This is a genomic window from Streptomyces tremellae, assembly GCF_039540215.1.
Taxonomy (GTDB): Bacteria; Actinomycetota; Actinomycetes; order Streptomycetales; family Streptomycetaceae; genus Streptomyces; species Streptomyces tremellae.
Genome location: NZ_BAABEP010000046.1, coordinates 1 through 16,993, shown reverse-complemented (window position 1 = coordinate 16,993; position 16,993 = coordinate 1). Strand labels below are relative to the sequence as shown.

Sequence of the window (16,993 nt, the reverse complement as noted above, 5' to 3'; positions counted from 1 at the left end):
TTCCGAGCCGTGGTCCGGCGGGAACCGGCCCGCCCCGTGCCCTCACGGTCACACAGGCTGACGCGAGCCGGCGGTGCGCCGGCCCCTCCGCCCCGGGAGGCGCTCGCCGCGTTCGGGGCCGCGGGGCTGTGCCCGGCCTGCCGCCCGCCTACGGAAGGTCGGGTACGGCGAGAAGCGTGAGCATCGCGGGGAGCAGGTCGCCGTGGAGCGGGTCCGGGTTGCCGCTGTCGATCGCGCCCTCCAGCGCGAGGGTGGTGTATCCGTGGACGAGAGCCCAGACGGCATAGCTCGGGACCAGCGCGGGGTCGGTGTCGTGGACTGGTGCGGCCTTCTCGCCGCGCAGGCCGCGGTCCAGGGCGCGCAGGGCACGGTGTTTCTGCTCGGCCAGTTCGGGTGCGGTGAAGTCGAACTGGGTCATTCGCCACATCAGGTCGAACAGGGCGCGGTTCTCGCCCGCGAACGAGACGTACTCTGCGGCGATGCGCGCGACCCGCTCCCGAGCGGCGAGCCCGGCAAGGTCGAGTCCTTCGAGCCGGTCGCAGAGCCGCCGGTAGGCGCGGGTCGCGAGGGCACCGAGCAGCCCGCGCGCGTCACCGAAGTGATGCTTGGGAGCGGACTGCGACACCCCCGCGCGCCGTGCGGCCTCGCGCATGCTGAACCCGGCGACGCCCTTCTCGGTCAGCACCACGAGTGCGCTGTCGAGCAGCGCGGCGCGCAGGTTGCCGTGGTGGTAGTGATCTCCGGCGGCTGTCTCCTTGCCCATGCCCCCCATCTTGACAGTGGGCAGATGCTCCGTAAACTGCTCACTGTCAAGATGGGGGGCATGGGAGCTGAAATGGCAGACAGAGTGCTGGTCACGGGCGTCTCGGGGTTCATCGGTGGTCACCTCGCGGCCGAGTTGCTGCGGCGCGGATACTCGGTGAGGGGCTCGGTGCGGTCGCCCTCTCGTATCGGCGAGGTGCATACCGCGATGGCGGCGGCGGGCGTCGAGCCGGCAGATCTCGACATCTGCCGGCTCGACCTGCTGTCCGACCAGGGGTGGGCGGAGGCGGCAGCCGGGTGCCGCTACGTGCTGCATGTGGCGTCCCCGTTCGTGCTGGAGAAGCCGAAGGACCCGTACACACTGATCCGTCCCGCCACCGAGGGCGCGACCCGGGCAGTCGGGGCAGCCCTGGACGCGGGCGCGGAGCGCGTGGTCATGACCTCGGCGCTGGCGACGATGCAGTTCGCCCGTACGCCCAAGGGGCACATCTGCACCGACTCCGACTGGACCGACCCGGACGACCCGCGCCTCAACGCGTACACCGTCTCCAAGGTCAGGGCCGAGCGTGCCGCGCGAGAGCTCGCGCAGCGGCGCGGGGCGCAGGACCGGCTCGCCGTCGTCAACCCCGGCGCGGTGATCGGACCGCTTCTGACGGACGATCCCGGAACCTCGGTCACCGCGATCCAGCAGATCATGTCGGGAGCACTCCCGATGGTCCCCGACCTCCGGCTCCCCTGGGTCGATGTGCGGGATGTCGCCGACGTCCACATCGCCGCGATGTCCTCCGCGCATGCCGGCGGCCGCCGCACGATCATCGCCACCGACCCGATGTCGCTCATCGAGGTGGCCGGGGTGATCCGTGAACGCCTCCCCCAGGCAAGCCACAAGCTGCCCAAGCGTGCGATGCCGACCTGGTTCACCTGGCTCGCCAGCGCGTTCGAACCCCAACTACGCGACAACCGATGGCTGATCGGCCAGAAACAACGCTTCGACCGCACCCCCGCCGAGACGCTCCTCGGACACCCGCTGCGGCCGGTCCCCGACGCGATCGAGGAAACCGGGCGCAGCCTGGCCGAACGCCGGCTCATCTGAACTCCGGGATCCCCCAGCCGGTTGCCGAGGCTCTCGCCCGCCCTGGGCGCCCGCGCCGACGCGCTGTCCGCCGGCCGCGATCAGTCGGTGTCCAGCCGCACCAGACGCGCGTTGTGCAGTGCCGCGACCTCTCAGCGGTCGTTCTGCCACACGAGCGCGAACAACTGCGTGAAGCAGCGGTTCGACAGCGGCTCCTCCTCGCCCGGCATGACCAAAGCGACGCGGTGGCGCACCACACCCCAGCCCGGACGGACGATCCGGGCGGACACCGCCCGCGGAACCGCGGGACTCATGGCGGGCCCGCGCGGCGGACGGTCCGGGGCGGTGCGGCTCGTCGGGAGCGGTCGAGGCGTTCGCAGACGGGGCGGCCCACACCGCGGGGAGTGGCGGCGGAGTCGTCGGCGAGGCCGAGGCGGCCGGAGTGGACGAGGCCGTGAGCCGTGGGGCGCGGTCCGGAGCAGGAGCCCGCTCCGCCTCGGCTCCGTGGTCTCCGGCGGCGCCGCCGAGTGTCCGATCGGCCGCCGCGACCCGTACGGGCCGCCGCGGCGCCCGGCACGGGGCATCGCCCCGCCGCACTTGCTCGAACACGGTGCGAGAGCGGCGTCGAGCGGGTCCCGCACCACCCTTCAGCTGCCGTTGAGTATCTTTCCCAGCCGCATCGCGGCGCGGACGACCACGGTTCCCAGGTCGTCGAATCCCGCGGAGTCGAAAACCGAGATGCCGATGCTCGTCGTCGCCTCGCCCGCACGCGGCGGGACCGGCGCCGAGATGCCGGTGACTGCCGGGATCACCTCCCCCATGGTGACCGCGTAACCGCTCGCGCGCGCGGCCGTCACCTCCGGGCGCTCCCCCTCCCTGCGCGGCCCGTGGGCGAGCAGGGCCAGACCGCCCGAGCCGCGCTCGATCGAGTGGGCCTGGCCTGGCCGGAAAGACACATGGACCAGCGCGCCGCGCGGCTCCACCACCATCAACGCGCGCATCTCGGCGGCGCCCTCGCGGACCATCAGGTGCGCCGTGGCGCCGGTGGCCTCCGCGAGTTCTTCCAGAACCGGGCGGGCCAAGGTGCGCAGGTCCTGCTGGACCGGCTCGGCCAAGGCGACCAGGCCGGTACCGAGCACGATCCGGCGCTGGTGGTCGCGGCGGCACAACTGGTGCGCCTCCAGGGTGCGCACCAGGCGGTGCGCGACGGTGCGGTGCACCCCGACGGCCTCCCCCAGTTCGCTGACGGTCAGCCCCTGCGGATGTTCCGACAGGACTCTGAGGATCAGCAGCCCGTGGTGGAGCGTCTTCGACATGCCCGCATCCCACTCGGGGGCCGAGCGGGTCGGTGGCGGTGGGTTCACTGTTCCATCCCTTGACGGGTTTCCAGCACGTTACCTATGCTCCCATTATTCGCACACTGAGTGCGATTATCGCACACCTCGCGGGTGTGCGGCAAGCTCCCCGCACGGCCGCAAGGACGGCCGAAGGCGCGGGACCCAGGAGCCGAAGGGACGCCCGCATGGACGCCGGAATCCAGCAGCTCTACCACCTCCAGAGCCACCTCATCGACGGCGGCCGCGCCGCCGAGTGGGCCGCCACCTTCACCGCGGACGGCACCTTCGACTCGCCCACCTATCCGTCCCCGGTGGTCGGAACCGCCGCCCTGACCAGGTTCGCCGAACGGTTCGCCGCGGGCTGCGCCGCCGACGGCGTGGTACGTCGGCACGTGGTCACCAACATGGCCGCGACCGGCACGGACGACGACGGAGCGGTGCGCGTCGAGGCGTACCTCCAGATCGTCGCCACGCCCCGGGGCGGGGCACCGCACATCGAGCGGTTCACCACCCTCGCCGACCGGGTCGTCGCCGACGGCGAGGGCTGGCGGATCGCCGCCCGCGTCGTCCGCCGGGACGACGCCCCCGGCCGCTGAGCAGTCCCCCGGCGGCGCGCCAGTACGGCACTTCAACGACGAAGGAACGGAAACACCCATGAGCGACACCGCATACCCACAGGCCCCCGGCTCCGAAGGCCCCGGCCGGGTGGTGGGCCGGGCGCCCTCCGCCGTCTATCCCGAACTGGCCGGCAGCACCGCCGTCGTCACCGGTGCCGCCCGCGGCATGGGCGCCGTGTTCGCCGAGGGCCTGGCGCTGCGCGGGGTGAACGTGATCGCCGCCGACATCGACCTCGACGCCATGAAGGCGACCGCCGAGGCCGTCAACGCACGACAGGACGCGCTCCCCGAGGGCACCGCCAGGGGCCGGGTCATCCCCGCCGCCGTGGACGTGGCGGACCCGGCCGGACACGAGGAGCTGGCCCGGCTGGCGCACACCGAGTTCGCCGGCCTCGACCACTGGGTCAACAACGCCGGCATCTTCCCCTTCGCGTACATCTCGGACATTTCCCCCGAGCAGATCGACGCGGTGCTCAAGGTCAACGTGGAAGGCGTGCTGTTCGGCTCGCAGGCCGCCGCCCGGCACATGCGGCCCGGCGGCGCCATCGTCAACATGTCCTCGGTCTCCGCGGTCCGGGTGCGCAGGGGCCGCGGCGCGTACTGCGCCTCCAAGGCCTCGGTGGCGCACCTGACCGAGTCTCTCGCCGTGGAGCTGGGCGACAAGGGGCTCCGGGTCAACTCGATCGCGCCCGGCTACATCGACACCGAGATGACCCGCTGGGTGCAGGAGGACCCGACCGCCCTCAGGCACGCCCTGGACAGTGTGCCGCTGCACCGCCTCGGCTCACCGCAGGAGGTGCTGGGCGTGCTGCTGTTCCTGCTCTCCGACAGCGCCCGCTACGTCACCGGGCACAGCATCGCCGTCGACGGCGGTTCCCGCCATGTCTGAGAAACACACCGCCGCAGAAAGCCACCGCGAGGAGGTGCGCTACCCGTCGGTCGTCCTGGTCACCGGGGCCGCCGCCGGGATGGGGGCCGAGCACGCCCGCGCGCTGGCCCGCCGCGGCAGCCACGTCCATCTCGCCGACGTGGCCGACTGCGCGCCCGTGGTCGAGGAGATCACCGCCGCGGGCGGCCGGGCCACCGGGCACGAACTGGATGTCACCGACCCCGCGGGCTGGCGCCGTGTCGTCGGCGCCCTGCGGGGATCGGAAGGGCGACTCGACGGGCTGGTGAACAACGCCGGGATCTCGCGGCGGCTGCGGTTCATGGACACCGACGAGGAGGTCTGGGACCGCGTCCTCAAGATCAACCTGTACGGCCCGTTCCACGGCATCCGGGCCGCCGCGCCGCTGATGCGGGACAGCGGCGGCGGTGCGGTCGTCAACATCTCCTCCATCAGCGGTCAGATCGGCTACTTCTCACCGTCGTACTCGGCGAGCAAGTGGGGTCTGACCGGGCTGTCCAAGTCGGCCGCCGGTGAGCTGGCCGCCTGGGGCATCCGGGTCAACTCGCTGCATCCGGGGCTGGTCGGCACCGGCCTGCTCGCCGGTTCCGACGAGTTCGTGGAGTCGGCGAGGCGCAGTATCCCCGCCGGCCGGCTGGGCGAGGTGCGCGAGGTGACCGACGCGGTGCTGTTCCTGCTCTCGGACCGCAGCTCCTACATGACCGGCAGCGAGGTGACCCTCGACGGCGGCCTGGTCTCCAACGGCCTGTACCACCGCATCCTCGACGACGCCGAAGGAGCACTGTGATGACCGACTTCGACGCGCTCGACGTGATCGTGGTGGGCGGCGGCGGTGCCGGTCTGGCCGCCGCGGTCAGCGCCGCCGAACTCGGCCGCCAGGTCGTGCTGTTCGAGTCCGAACGCGAACTGGGCGGTTCCACGCAGCTGTCCGCGGGCATGTTCACGGCCGCCGGCACCAGCGTGCAGCGCGGCCTGGGGATCGAGGACACCGCCGAGCGGCACTACCAGCACTACATGGACCTCAACCAGTGGCGCCTCGGGCCCGGTCTGATCCGGGCGTTCTGCGCCGCCGCGGGGCCGACCCTGGAGTGGCTGCTGGGCCTCGGCCTTGACGTGCCGGCCACGGTGTCGCCCGACGCGCACACCCCGGGCCTGTGCCGGGCCGGCGTGGAGGACGTCTGGCGCGGCCACGTCCCCCGCGACCAGGGCTACGGCCTGGTGCAGGTCCTGGACCGGGCCCGGCGCGGGCACGGCGTGGAGGCCGTACTCAACACCCGCGTGGAGCGGCTGCTGGTCGAGGAGGGCAGGGTCGTCGGCGTGGTCGCCGACGGCGTCGAGGTCCGGGCCGGCGCTGTGGTCGTCGCCAGCGGCGGCTTCGCGCAGCAGCCCGATCTGCTGGACCGGTACTACCCGGAGGCGCGCGCCGCGGGCGACTCGCTGTTCGTGGTCGCGGCACCCGGCAGCCGCGGCGACCACCTGGCGTTCGCGGAGCAGACCGGCGCCGCGCTCACCGGGCACGGCTGGGGCCTGATGCTGCCGACCGCCTACTTCCAGCGGTACCACCACTGGCAGGCCGGCTTCCCGCCCAAGTCCCGCGTGTACGTGAACGGCGCCGGGCGCCGCTTCATGGACGAAGACGCCTCCTACGCCGTCTCCGGCGGCATCATCCTCGCCCAGGACGGCCCTGTGTGGGCGGTGTTCGACGAGAAGGCCCGGCTGGAACTGCCCACCGGGTACGCGGACTGGACACCCGAGCGGATCGCCGAGGAGGTCCGCGCCGGACGCCTGCTCAGCAGCGGCACCGTGGCCGGTCTTGCCGCCGCCATGGACGTCCCGGCCCACGCCCTGACCGCCACCGTCACCCGCTGGAACGGCACACTCGCCACGACCGGCGAGGACCCCGGCTTCCGACGCGAGGACTCCCTCGCCGCCAAGGGTTCGCCGCAGCCGCCCGACCCGATCGCCGTCGCTCCGTTCTACGCGGCCCGCCTCCTCCCCGCCGAGCTGGTGTGCACACACACCGGGCTGGAGATCGACCAGCGCGCCGCCGTGCTCGACGCCGCCGGCACCGCCGTACCCGGCCTGTACGCGGCGGGCGAGGCCGGCGGCGGCGTGCTCGGCATGCGCTACGTCGGCGGGGGCAACGCCATCGCCAACGCCCTCACCATGGGGCGCATCGCCGGCCGCACCGCGGCCCGCCGCAACTGACCTTTTCACCCTCCCCCTTCAGGAGCCGTCATGGGAGCGCACCTCAACGCCGAGGACACCGCCGCCCTGGGCAGCAGAGTCACCAGAAAAGTCACCTACCGGATCTTCCCCATCGTGGGCCTGTTGTACGTGTTCAACTACATGGACCGGTCCAACGTCAGCTACGCCCAACTCGGCATGGAGAAGGAACTGGGCGTCACGACGGCCACGTTCGGCGCGGTCGCCGCCATCTTCTTCCTCGCCTACGTGGTCTTCGAGATTCCCAGCAACATGATGCTGAAGAAGGTCGGGGCCCGGCTGTGGCTGGCCCGGATCGCCATCAGCTGGGGGCTGGTGACCGCTGTCACCGGCCTCGTCCACAGCGTCACCCACCTCTACCTGGCGCGCATCGCGCTGGGCGTCGCCGAGGCGGGTCTCTTCCCCGGTCTGCTGCTGTACCTGACGTTCTGGTACCGGGGCAAGGAGCGCGGCCGGGCCATCGCCATGCTGGCGCTGGCCCAGCCTGTCGCCATGATCCTGGGCAGCATGACCGGCGGCTGGATCCTCGACCACGTCCACTGGTTCGACATGGACGGCTGGCGCTGGATCTTCATCCTGCAAGGCGCGCCCGCGATCCTCATCGGCCTGGTCACCCTCCTCTGGTTGCCCGACCGGCCCGCAGACGCCGCGTTCCTCACCCCCGCGGAGAGCCGCTGGCTCCAGGCGGAACTCGACCGGGAGCATCCGGGCACAGCCGCCCGCGGGGAGACCGCGCGCGACCAGCTGCGCGCCCTGAAGAACGGCAAGGTGCTGTACATGGCCGCCGCCAACTTCTTCGCCGCGTGCGGTCTGTACGGATTCTCCTTCTTCCTGCCGAAGATCGTGCAGCAGTTGGACCCGTCCTACTCGGCCACCAACATCGGCCTGCTCGGGGCCGTTCCCTACCTGGTGGGTGCGGTCGGCATGCTGCTGGTGGCGCGCAACTCGGACCGCACCGGCGAGCGCCGCTACCACGTCATGGGCTTGATGCTGCTCGGCGCGCTCGGTCTCGGCGGCACCATCGCCTTCCGGCACGACCCGGTACCCGCCATGGTGTGCCTGTCTCTGGTGGCGATCGGCGTGCTCGGTTACATGGCGCCGTACTGGGCCCTGGCGGCACAGGTGCTGCCGCGGGAGCAGGCCGCCGTGGGACTGGCCGGCATCAACTCCATCGCCGCGCTCGGCGGGTTCTTCAGCCCCTACATCATCGGCGAGAACGCCACGGCCGACGACGTCACCGTCGGCCTGTACTTCCCCATCGCCTGCCTGGTGGTGTGCGCCGTGATGCTGGCCTTCCTCAAAGCGCCCCGGGCCCCGCACACCGACGACGCCTCCGCCCTGCCCACCGCGGCAGGCGTCTGACCGACAGCAAGGAGCACACCAGCGATGCCCTACTACCGCAGCGTGGGCGACATCCCGCCCAAACGGCACACCCAGCACCGGGATACGAACGGCAGGCTGCGTTTCGAGGAGCTGATGGGCGAGGAGGGGTTCTCCTCCGACTCCTCGCTGCTCTACCACCGCGAGATCCCGTCGGCGATCACCGGCTCCCGCCCCTGGGACCTGCCGGGCCAGGAGACGGCCGCCAACCACCCGCTCAAGCCGCGGCACCTGAAGCTGCACGACCTCTTCTCCGGGGACGGCTGGCGCGCCGCGGACGCGGTCACCGGGCGGCGCCTGCTGCTCGGCAACGGCGACGTACGCATCTCCTACGCCGTCGTGGGCGCGGCCTCGGCCTTCTACCGCAACGGCATCGGCGACGAGTGCGTGTACGTGGAGGCCGGCGAGGCCACCGTCGAGACCGTGTTCGGGGCGCTGACCGCCCGCGCCGGCGACTACGTGCTGCTGCCCCGGGCCACCACGCACCGCTGGCTGCCCGAGGGGGACGCGCCGCTGCGCCTGTACTGCGTGGAGGCCAACTCGCACATCTCCCCGGCCCGCCGCTACCTCTCCCGCAACGGGCAGCTGCTCGAACACGCCCCGTTCTGCGAACGCGACCTGCACGGCCCCGCCGAGCCGCTGCTGGCCACCGGCACCGACGTCGAGGTGTACGTCAAACACCGCGGACCGCGCGGTGAGGTGCTCGGCACCGTGTTCACGCAGGCCACTCACCCCCTCGACGTGGTGGGCTGGGACGGCTGTCTCTACCCGTACACCTTCAGCGTGCACGACTTCGAGCCGCTGACCGGGCGGGTGCACCAGCCGCCGCCCGCGCACCAGGTCTTCGAGGGCGACAACTTCGTGATCTGCAACTTCGTCCCCCGCAAGGTCGACTACCACCCGCTGGCCATTCCCGTGCCCTACTACCACTCCAACGTCGACAGCGACGAGGTGATGTTCTACTGCGGCGGCGACTACGAGGCGCGCAAGGGCTCCGGGATCGGGCAGGGCTCGGTGTCGCTGCACCCGGGCGGGCACGCGCACGGCCCGCAGCCCGGTGCCTACGAGCGGTCCATCGGCGCGGAGTTCTTCGACGAGCTCGCCGTCATGGTCGACACGTTCCGGCCGCTGGAGCTGGGCGAGGGCGCGCTCGCCGCGGAGGACCCGGGCTATGCCTGGACCTGGGCGGGCCGGGGGCCGGCCGCGTGAACGCGCTGCTCGCCCATCTCGTCGACGATGCCGGCCTGTTCCCGCCGACCGCCCTGCCGGTCGCGGAGGCAGTGGCGCGGCACCGCCGTGACCAGACCGCCGGACACCCGATGCACACCCTCAGGTTCCTCGTCCCGGTCGGACGGCTGGACGGGCTCCGCGCCGAACTGGGGTCGGCGGATCGGCTGCGGCTCGGCCTGATCGCCGACGCGGCCGGTCCCGGCGACGCGGGCGAGCGCCTGCGCGCCGCGCTGGCGGCAGTCGCCGACGACGAGCGCCTGGAGACGGCGCTTGTCGAGGCGCCACTGACCGTGTTCGGCACCGACCCTGCCAGGGCGGTCCCCGCCGTGCTCGCCGCCACCGCGGACGCCGGGGTGCCGGTGTTCCTCGAACCGGCCGCACCCCGCGGCGTCGACGCCCTGCTGGCCGCGGTGCAGGGCACCGCGGGGGTGGGCGCCAAGCTGCGCTGCGGAGGCTTGCGGGCCGAGCAGTTCCCCTCCCCCGCCGAGGTCGCACACTTCGTCACGGCGTGCGCGCGCGCCGGCGTCCCGTTCAAGGCGACCGCGGGCCTGCACCACGCGGTGCGCCATCGGGCCGGGCAGACCGGCTTCACCCACCACGGCTACCTCAATCTCCTGCTGGCCTCCGCGCTCGCCGCCGCCGGCCCCGGCGCCATGGCGCCCGTGCTGCACGCGCTGGAGACCACCTCGGCCGACGACCTGGCACGCGGTCTCGCCGCGGTGCCCGCACCGGCCGTGGCCGCCGCCCGCACCCTGTTCGTCTCCTACGGCTCATGCTCCACCCGTACACCGGTGTCCGAGGCCCGCACCCTCCTCGGCGCCGCCTGAAAGGACTGCTTCCGCGATGACCTCCCCCTGCTGGGTCCCGGTGCCCGAGGGCTCCCCCTTCACCCCGCACGCCCTCCCCTACGGTGTGTTCGCCCCCGAGGGCGGCGCGCCCCGGGTCGGCGTCGCCATCGGCGACCACGTCCTGGACCTGGCCAGGGCCCTGGACGACGGAACGTTCGCCGGGCCCTCCCTCAACGCCTTCCTCGCGCAGGGCCGCGCCCGCTGGCGGTCGGTCCGCGCCCAGATCACCGGACTGCTCACCGACCCCGCGCGCCGCGAGGCCGTGGAGCCGGCGCTGCACCCCGCCGGGTCTGTGCGGCTGCTGATGCCGTTCGAGCCCGCCGACTACGTCGACTTCTACGCCTCAGAGCACCACGCCGCGAACATCGGCCGGATGCTGCGCCCTGGCCAGGACCCGCTGACCCCGCAGTGGAAGCACCTGCCGATCGGCTACCACGGCCGGGCCGGCACACTGGTCGTCTCCGGCACGGACGTCGTCCGGCCGTGGGGCCAGACCCGCCCCGCCGACGGCGGCGCGCCGCCCTTCGGGCCGACCCGGCGCCTCGACATCGAGGCCGAGGTCGGCTTCGTCGTCGGCACCCCGTCCGCGCAGGGCACCCGGGTCGGCGTCGACGACTTCGCCGAGCACGTCTTCGGCGTGTGCCTGGTCAACGACTGGAGCGCGCGGGACCTCCAGGCGTGGGAGTACGTGCCGCTCGGCCCGTTCCTCGCCAAGTCGTTCGCGACGTCCGTCTCCCCGTGGGTCGTGCCGCTCGACGCGCTGGACGCCGCGCGCACCGCCCCGCCCGAGCGCGCCGAGGAGCTTCGGCCCTACCTGCGCGAGAGCGAGGACTGGGGCCTCGACCTGGCCCTGGAGGTGCGGCTCAACGGCGAGGTCGTCGCCCGTCCCTCGTTCACCTCCATGTACTGGACGCCCGCCCAGATGCTGGCCCACCTGACCGTGAACGGCGCCTCCCTGCGCACCGGCGACTTCTACGCCTCCGGCACGGTCAGCGGTCCCGGCGCGGACGAGCGCGGCTGCCTGATGGAGCTGACCTGGAACGGGCAGGACCCGCTGAAGCTGGCCGACGGCACCGTCCGGACCTTCCTGGAGGACGGCGACGAGGTCGCCATCACGGCGACCGCCCCCGGACCCGACGGCACCCGGATCGGCTTCGGCGAGGTCCGCGGCCGGATCGTCGCCGGGCGGGAGGACGCGTGAACAAGGTGATCGCCAGTGCCGGCGAGGCCGTGGCCGACATCGGTGACGGGGCCTCGCTCGCGGTCGGCGGCTTCGGCCTGTGCGGCATCCCGACGGTCCTTCTGGACGCCCTGCACGCGCGCGGCGTCGGGGAGCTGAAGGTGGTGTCCAACAACTGCGGCACCGACGGCCACGGACTCGGCGTGCTGCTGGCCGACGGCCGGATCAGCCGCGTCACGGCCTCGTACGTCGGTGAGAACAAGGAGTTCGCGCGCCAGTACCTCGGCGGCGAGCTGGAGGTGGAGCTGATCCCGCAGGGCACCCTGTCCGAGCGGCTGCGCGCCGGCGGCTGCGGCATACCCGCGTTCTACACCCCGGCGGGCGTCGGCACCCAGGTCGCGGACGGCGGACTGCCGTGGAAGTACACGGCCGACGGCGCCGTGGAGGTGGCCTCCCCGGCCCGCGAGCAGCGCGAGTTCCGAGGCCGCACCTATGTGCTGGAGGAGTCGGTCACCACCGACTTCGCCCTGGTCAGGGCCGCGCGCGGGGACCGGTACGGCAACCTCGTCTTCCACCGCTCGGCCCGCAACTTCAACCCGCTCGCGGCGATGGCCGCAACGGTCGCCGTGGCCGAGGTCGAGCAGCTGGTGGACGGCGCCCTGCGCCCCGACGAGGTGCACCTGCCGGGCGTCTTCGTGCAGCGCGTGGTGCCGCTCACCGCCGAGCAGGCCGCCGACAGGTCCATCGAGAAGGCGACGGTGCGCTGATGCCCTGGAACCGCGACGACATGGCCGCGCGCGCGGCGGCGGAGCTGACCGACGGCTCCTACGTCAACCTCGGCATCGGACTTCCCACGCTGGTGCCCAATCACCTCCCGGACGGCGTCGACGTCGTCCTGCACTCGGAGAACGGCATCCTCGGCGTCGGTCCCTACCCCCGCCCCGACGAGGTCGACCCCGACCTCATCAACGCCGGCAAGGAGACCGTGACCCTGGCACCGGGCGCCTCCTTCTTCGACTCCGCGCTCTCCTTCGGCATGATCCGCGGAGGCCACCTGGACACCGCGATCCTCGGCGGCCTCCAGGTCTCGACCGGCGGCGACCTCGCCAACTGGACCGTCCCCGGCAAGATGATCAAGGGCATGGGCGGGGCGATGGACCTGGTCCACGGCGCCCGGCAGGTCATCGTCCTGATGGACCACACCGCCAAGGACGGCAGCCCGAAGATCGTGCGCGCCTGCACCCTGCCGCTGACCGGGACGGCGTGCGTGGACCGCGTCATCACCGGCCTCGGCGTCTTCGACATCACCCCGCCCCGCCTGACCGTGGTCGAACTCGCCCCCGGCGTCACCCTCGACGAGGTACGCGCCGCCACCGACGCGGAGGTCGCCGCTCCCCCCGCCCCCTGAAGGCAGCCCCGACCGTGACCTGGGGATACTCGTCAGCGCAGGGAGGCGCCGCGCAAGGCGCTGTCGACGGGTGCGGGAAGAGAAGAGGGGTCCGCGTCGAGGACGACGCCCTCACCGTCGACAAGAAGCCGGCCAGGATCCTCGCGCTGGGGCGGGGTGACGCGGAGCCCGCGCAGGACCTGGGCGCACAGCCGGTCGGCGCCAGTGACTGGCTGGCCTCCGGCGGCGACGGTGTGGGCCCCTGGGCCAAGGGCCCGTACAAGAAGAAGCCCGGGATCATCGGGACCCTGGAGCCCAGTCGGGGGAAGATCGCGGCCCTCAGGCCCGACCTCATCCTGGACACCGCGTCGAGCGGAGACGCCAAGCCGTACCGGACCCTCAGCAGGATCGCTCCCACCGTTGACGTGCCGAAGGGCCAAGACGCGTACAAGACCTCGTGGCAGGAGCAGATCCGGATGATCGCCGCCGCCCTCGGGAAGAAGGGGGCGGGCAGCAGGCTGATCGCGGGCGTCGACAAGAAGTTCGTCGCGGCAGCGAAGGCGCGCCCCGAGTCCGAGGGGGAGACGATCTCGGTCGGCGCGCCCAGCGGTGACGGGTACGGCGCCTGCGTCAAGGGCGACAGCCGGATCTCGTTCGCCGAGAGGCCCGGCTTCACGAACAACCCCAACGTCGGGGCCAAGGCGGGGAGCAGCACCTTCCTCATCAACGTCTCGCGGTCTCGCGCGAGAATCTGAACCTGCCCGACGCCGACCTCGTCGTCATGGCACCGGTCGGCGTCGGCCCGGAGAAGATCCCCGGGGACAAGCTCTTCCAGACCGTCCCCGCCGTGCGGAGGGGCCACTCCGTCGTTCTGGACAACCAGGACATCTGCCAGGCGTTCGCCGCCAACTCCGCGCTGTCCATCGGGTACGCCCTCGGCAGGACCGTACCCCTGTTCGCGAAGGCGCTGCGCGACTGAGGCAGTTCCCGGACCGTTCGTCGCAGGCGGAAGGCGCGCTCGTGGAATACCGGCGCCGGTGCGGCCGTTCGGCCGATCAATAGCGTTGAGTTATTGATCGGAGAGTGTCTGATATTGGACGGCTGACCGAATCAGGGATTTGCTGGTGATGCCCATCCCAGGGTCACCAGCGAATGACCGCACTCGGCACCGCCCCGCCACGGGCTTGTCAGCCGGGTGACGCGGGTGGGTCCACGAGGTCGAGACGAGAGGAAGTGTCGTATGACAACGGCGCCTACGACTGCCCGGTCCGCTGAAGAATGGGCGACCGCCTTCACTGAAGCGAGCAACTCGGACCCGGAGATCCAGGCACACGGAAAGTACTTCTCGTGCTCATGGCTTCTCGATGCGGGCGAGCGCAGTTACGTCATCAAGTCGGAGTCGGGCACGGTGACGAATGTCGCCGTCGACCCGGGCCCCCTCGACGAGCCCTACCAGTTCGCGATCCGTGCCAGTGCCGAGACGTGGCGCGGTTTCGGGGCCGAGGTTCCCGCACCGATGTACCACGGTATCTGGGCCGCTTCTTTCCAGCGCGACATGCGCCTCGAAGGCGACGTGCTCGTCCTGATGCAGAACCTGCGCTGCGTCACCCGGCAGATCGAACTGCTGCGCGCCATCGGTTCCCCGGTCTGACCCCCCGCAGGACCGCACGGACCGACCTCGGCCCTCCGCGGGGCCTCGCCCAGCCAGAAGGAAGCACAAGCATGAGCAACAGCAAGATCTCCCCGGTCACAGGACGCTACGTCACCATCGAGGTGGACGGCCTCGCATACAAGGTCTTCTACCTTGAGAACGGCACCGGGCAGCCCCTGGTCGCGCAGCACACGGCCGGGTGCCACAACCACCAGTGGCGCGGGCTCCTGGAGGACGAGGAGATCACCGCGAACTACCGTGTGATCGCCTACGACCTCCCCCGCCACGGCAAGTCGGACCCGCCGGAGAACACGGAGTGGTGGAAGGAGGAGTACAAGCTCACCGCGGACCACTTCGTCAACTTCATCGTGGCGCTCTGCGACGCCCTGGAGCTGGACGACCCCATCTTCATCGGCTCGTCGTTCGGCGGCAACGTCGCTCTGCAACTGGCGCTGCGCCACCCGGAGCGGTTCGCCGGAGTGCTCTGTGTGGAGGGCGCCGACTACTCTCCCGGCTTCTACCTGGACTGGTGGCAGCACCCGCACGCGAACGCCGCGCAGGTGTGCGCGAGCGGCACCTGGGACCTCATGGCCCCGCAGTCGCCCGAGTCGGACCGGTGGAAGACCTGGTTCTACTACTCCCAGGGTTCGGAGGCGTTCAAGGGCGATCTGCACTTCTACTCCGTCGACCACGATCTGCGGGGCCGGCTGGGCGAGATCGACGGTACGCGCTGCCCCGTGGTGATGATGACGGGAGAGTACGACTACCTCACCACTCCCGAGGACAGCGCGAGGACCGCGTCCGAGATCACGAACGGGTCGTTCATCAAGATGCCCGAGATCGGCCACTTCCCGATGAGCGAGAACCACGACCGCTTCCGCGTCCACCTGTTGGAGGCCCTTGAGCGGCTCCAGGCGGTGAAGGGCTCCGCCGCCTGACCGTCTCCCGGCCGCGCGGCAGCCCTGACCGGGCCGTCAGAGGCCGTGCGCAGCCGGCCGGTGCCGGCCCGCCGCGAGGAGCGGCGGGCCGGCACCGCCCCATCAGTTCGCTCCGTCCATGCCCGCATGTGCGTTCCCACCGGAGGCTGGACGGAATTTCCCTCTGTCGATGCGGTCCACACCTCCGCCCCATCGATTCCCGAGCGGTGGGCGATTCGGCGATATAGCAGGTGCCAATCCACGGTGCCCAGCGGGAGATACGCGCATCTGGGCCGAGGGGTTCCGCGGCTGTAGGATCCGGCTCATGGAGTTGGAGCTGCGTTCTCTGAGGTACTTCGTCGCCGTTGCCGAAGACCTGCACTTTGGGCGGGCGGCCGACAAGCTGCATATATCGCAGCCCGCTCTCAGTGTTCAGATTCGCAAACTGGAACGACTCCTCGGCGTCGACGTGTTCCTGCGGGACAGCAGGCATGTAGAGCTGACGTCGGCCGGCGAGGCCGTCCTCGAAGAGGCCCGCAGAACACTCGCGGCGGCGGATCACACCGTGGCTGTGGCGCGCAACATCGCCCGCGGATCGGGCCGTCTCGACATCGGATTCGTCGCGAACGCGGCAGCAGAACTCACCCCCGCGGTCGTCGAGGAATTCAGCCGCCGGCATCCGCATGTCGATGTCCGCATGCGCCAGTACGCTTTCGCCGATCCGCTGGCGGGGCTCGCGTCAGGAGACGTCGACGCCGCTTTCGTCCGGCCGCCTCTGCGGCCCGACGCCCACGTCGACTGTCTCCCCCTCCTCCACGAGGAGCGGGTTCTCATCCTGTCGGAGCGCCACCCGCTGGCCCAACGCCCCGCCGTGTCCGTGGAGATGGTGCTCGACGAGGCGTTCGTCGCGCGCCGCGCGCCCCAGGAGTGGCGTGACTTCTGGCTCGGCGTCGATCACCGGTACGGACACCCGGTTCGCGTGGGAGCCGAGGTGTCGACGGTCGACGAATGCCTGGAAGCCGTGCTGACGGGCCGGGGGATCGCTTTCACGCAATCGTCCTCGCAGAGGTACTACGCGCGCCCCGGGCTCGCCTTCGTTCCTGTCGACGACCTGTCCGGCAGTACCGTCGTGCTGGCATGGCGGCGGGACACGGCCGCGCCTCTGGTGAACGACCTCGTCGCGTCGGCCCGCGGCGTCCTCGGTGCCCGCGCGGCGGACCGGCCGCGTTCTTCTCAGCACTGACATGCGCCGCGAGTACGGCGGCACAGGGCGAGCAGCCCATCACCGTGCCCGTCATCGTCCACGGCCTGGGGGGAGGGGCCGGGGCAAGCAACGCCGACCTGGCGGCGGCCCTCCCGCAGGGGCCGGAGCGCCGGCTGCGGACCGTGGCGGTGCTGGGCATCGGCTGCCGGCGCCCGGCGCTCGCGGCTCGCTGCGCGCCGGAATACTCCGTCCGCCTCGGCCGGGTAGGGGCCGGG

General features: G+C 71.7%; 20 protein-coding genes. 17 read left to right on the top strand and 3 right to left on the bottom strand.

Annotated elements, in window-relative coordinates; genetic code table 11:
* Positions 1-148: 148 nt before the first annotated feature.
* Positions 149-763, bottom strand: a complete 615-nt coding sequence (locus ABEA77_RS25125) for a TetR/AcrR family transcriptional regulator (protein ID WP_345651896.1) — start codon at positions 761-763, stop codon at positions 149-151.
* 72 nt (positions 764-835) lie between these two features.
* On the opposite strand from ABEA77_RS25125, the gene ABEA77_RS25120 reads away from it, so the two are divergent.
* Positions 836-1,855 (top strand): NAD-dependent epimerase/dehydratase family protein, encoded by a 1,020-nt coding sequence (locus tag ABEA77_RS25120; protein WP_345651893.1) that lies wholly within the window; start codon positions 836-838, stop codon positions 1,853-1,855.
* A gap of 131 nt (positions 1,856-1,986) precedes the next feature.
* On the opposite strand, the gene ABEA77_RS25115 is transcribed toward ABEA77_RS25120, so the two are convergent.
* Positions 1,987-2,148, bottom strand: coding sequence for a hypothetical protein (locus ABEA77_RS25115; RefSeq protein ID WP_345651892.1), 162 nt, complete (start codon positions 2,146-2,148; stop codon positions 1,987-1,989).
* Positions 2,149-2,481: 333 nt separating this feature from the next.
* Positions 2,482-3,150, bottom strand: a complete 669-nt coding sequence (locus tag ABEA77_RS25110) for an IclR family transcriptional regulator (protein ID WP_345651889.1) — start codon at positions 3,148-3,150, stop codon at positions 2,482-2,484.
* 206 nt (positions 3,151-3,356) lie between these two features.
* On the opposite strand from ABEA77_RS25110, the gene ABEA77_RS25105 reads away from it, so the two are divergent.
* From ABEA77_RS25105 to ABEA77_RS25030, 16 genes are all read left to right on the top strand, one after another.
* Complete coding sequence (locus ABEA77_RS25105) at positions 3,357-3,767, top strand: nuclear transport factor 2 family protein (protein ID WP_345651886.1); 411 nt, start codon at positions 3,357-3,359, stop codon at positions 3,765-3,767.
* A 58-nt stretch (positions 3,768-3,825) separates the two neighbouring features.
* Entirely contained in the window at positions 3,826-4,677 is an 852-nt protein-coding gene (locus ABEA77_RS25100; RefSeq protein ID WP_345651884.1) for an SDR family NAD(P)-dependent oxidoreductase, read from the top strand.
* Positions 4,670-5,482 (top strand): SDR family NAD(P)-dependent oxidoreductase, encoded by an 813-nt coding sequence (locus ABEA77_RS25095; RefSeq protein ID WP_345651881.1) that lies wholly within the window; start codon positions 4,670-4,672, stop codon positions 5,480-5,482. Before ABEA77_RS25100 ends, ABEA77_RS25095 begins: the two co-directional genes overlap by 8 nt.
* On the top strand, positions 5,482-6,903 hold the full coding sequence (locus tag ABEA77_RS25090) for an FAD-dependent oxidoreductase (RefSeq protein ID WP_345651878.1): 1,422 nt from the start codon (positions 5,482-5,484) through the stop codon (positions 6,901-6,903). The genes ABEA77_RS25095 and ABEA77_RS25090 overlap by 1 nt, the downstream gene beginning before the upstream one ends.
* Positions 6,904-6,933: 30 nt before the next feature.
* Positions 6,934-8,283 carry an MFS transporter gene (locus ABEA77_RS25085; RefSeq protein WP_345651875.1) on the top strand — a complete coding sequence of 450 codons (1,350 nt, stop codon included), beginning with the start codon at positions 6,934-6,936 and terminating at the stop codon, positions 8,281-8,283.
* 24 nt (positions 8,284-8,307) lie between these two features.
* Entirely contained in the window at positions 8,308-9,510 is a 1,203-nt protein-coding gene (locus ABEA77_RS25080; protein WP_345651873.1) for a homogentisate 1,2-dioxygenase, read from the top strand.
* Positions 9,507-10,358 (top strand): hypothetical protein, encoded by an 852-nt coding sequence (locus ABEA77_RS25075; protein ID WP_345651870.1) that lies wholly within the window; start codon positions 9,507-9,509, stop codon positions 10,356-10,358. The genes ABEA77_RS25080 and ABEA77_RS25075 overlap by 4 nt, the downstream gene beginning before the upstream one ends.
* A 16-nt stretch (positions 10,359-10,374) precedes the next feature.
* Positions 10,375-11,580 (top strand): fumarylacetoacetase, encoded by a 1,206-nt coding sequence (fahA, locus tag ABEA77_RS25070; protein ID WP_345651867.1) that lies wholly within the window; start codon positions 10,375-10,377, stop codon positions 11,578-11,580.
* Complete coding sequence (locus tag ABEA77_RS25065; protein ID WP_345651864.1) at positions 11,577-12,326, top strand: CoA transferase subunit A; 750 nt, start codon at positions 11,577-11,579, stop codon at positions 12,324-12,326. Before fahA ends, ABEA77_RS25065 begins: the two co-directional genes overlap by 4 nt.
* Positions 12,326-12,967, top strand: coding sequence for a 3-oxoacid CoA-transferase subunit B (locus ABEA77_RS25060; RefSeq protein WP_345651861.1), 642 nt, complete (start codon positions 12,326-12,328; stop codon positions 12,965-12,967). Before ABEA77_RS25065 ends, ABEA77_RS25060 begins: the two co-directional genes overlap by 1 nt.
* Before the next feature lie 14 nt (positions 12,968-12,981).
* A complete protein-coding gene (locus ABEA77_RS25055) occupies positions 12,982-13,701 on the top strand; it encodes an ABC transporter substrate-binding protein (protein ID WP_345651859.1) in 720 nt (239 codons plus the stop codon).
* Positions 13,702-13,727: 26 nt separating this feature from the next.
* On the top strand, positions 13,728-13,925 hold the full coding sequence (locus tag ABEA77_RS25050; RefSeq protein ID WP_345651857.1) for a hypothetical protein: 198 nt from the start codon (positions 13,728-13,730) through the stop codon (positions 13,923-13,925).
* 261 nt (positions 13,926-14,186) lie between these two features.
* Positions 14,187-14,597 (top strand): hypothetical protein, encoded by a 411-nt coding sequence (locus ABEA77_RS25045; RefSeq protein WP_345651854.1) that lies wholly within the window; start codon positions 14,187-14,189, stop codon positions 14,595-14,597.
* A gap of 71 nt (positions 14,598-14,668) precedes the next feature.
* The gene (locus tag ABEA77_RS25040; protein WP_345651851.1) at positions 14,669-15,535 is read left to right on the top strand and encodes an alpha/beta fold hydrolase; all 867 of its coding nucleotides are present in this window, start codon (positions 14,669-14,671) and stop codon (positions 15,533-15,535) included.
* 304 nt (positions 15,536-15,839) lie between these two features.
* Positions 15,840-16,757, top strand: a complete 918-nt coding sequence (locus tag ABEA77_RS25035) for a LysR family transcriptional regulator (RefSeq protein WP_345651848.1) — start codon at positions 15,840-15,842, stop codon at positions 16,755-16,757.
* 44 nt (positions 16,758-16,801) lie between these two features.
* The coding region (locus tag ABEA77_RS25030) for a hypothetical protein (protein ID WP_345651846.1) at positions 16,802-16,993 on the top strand (192 nt) is incomplete at its 3' end.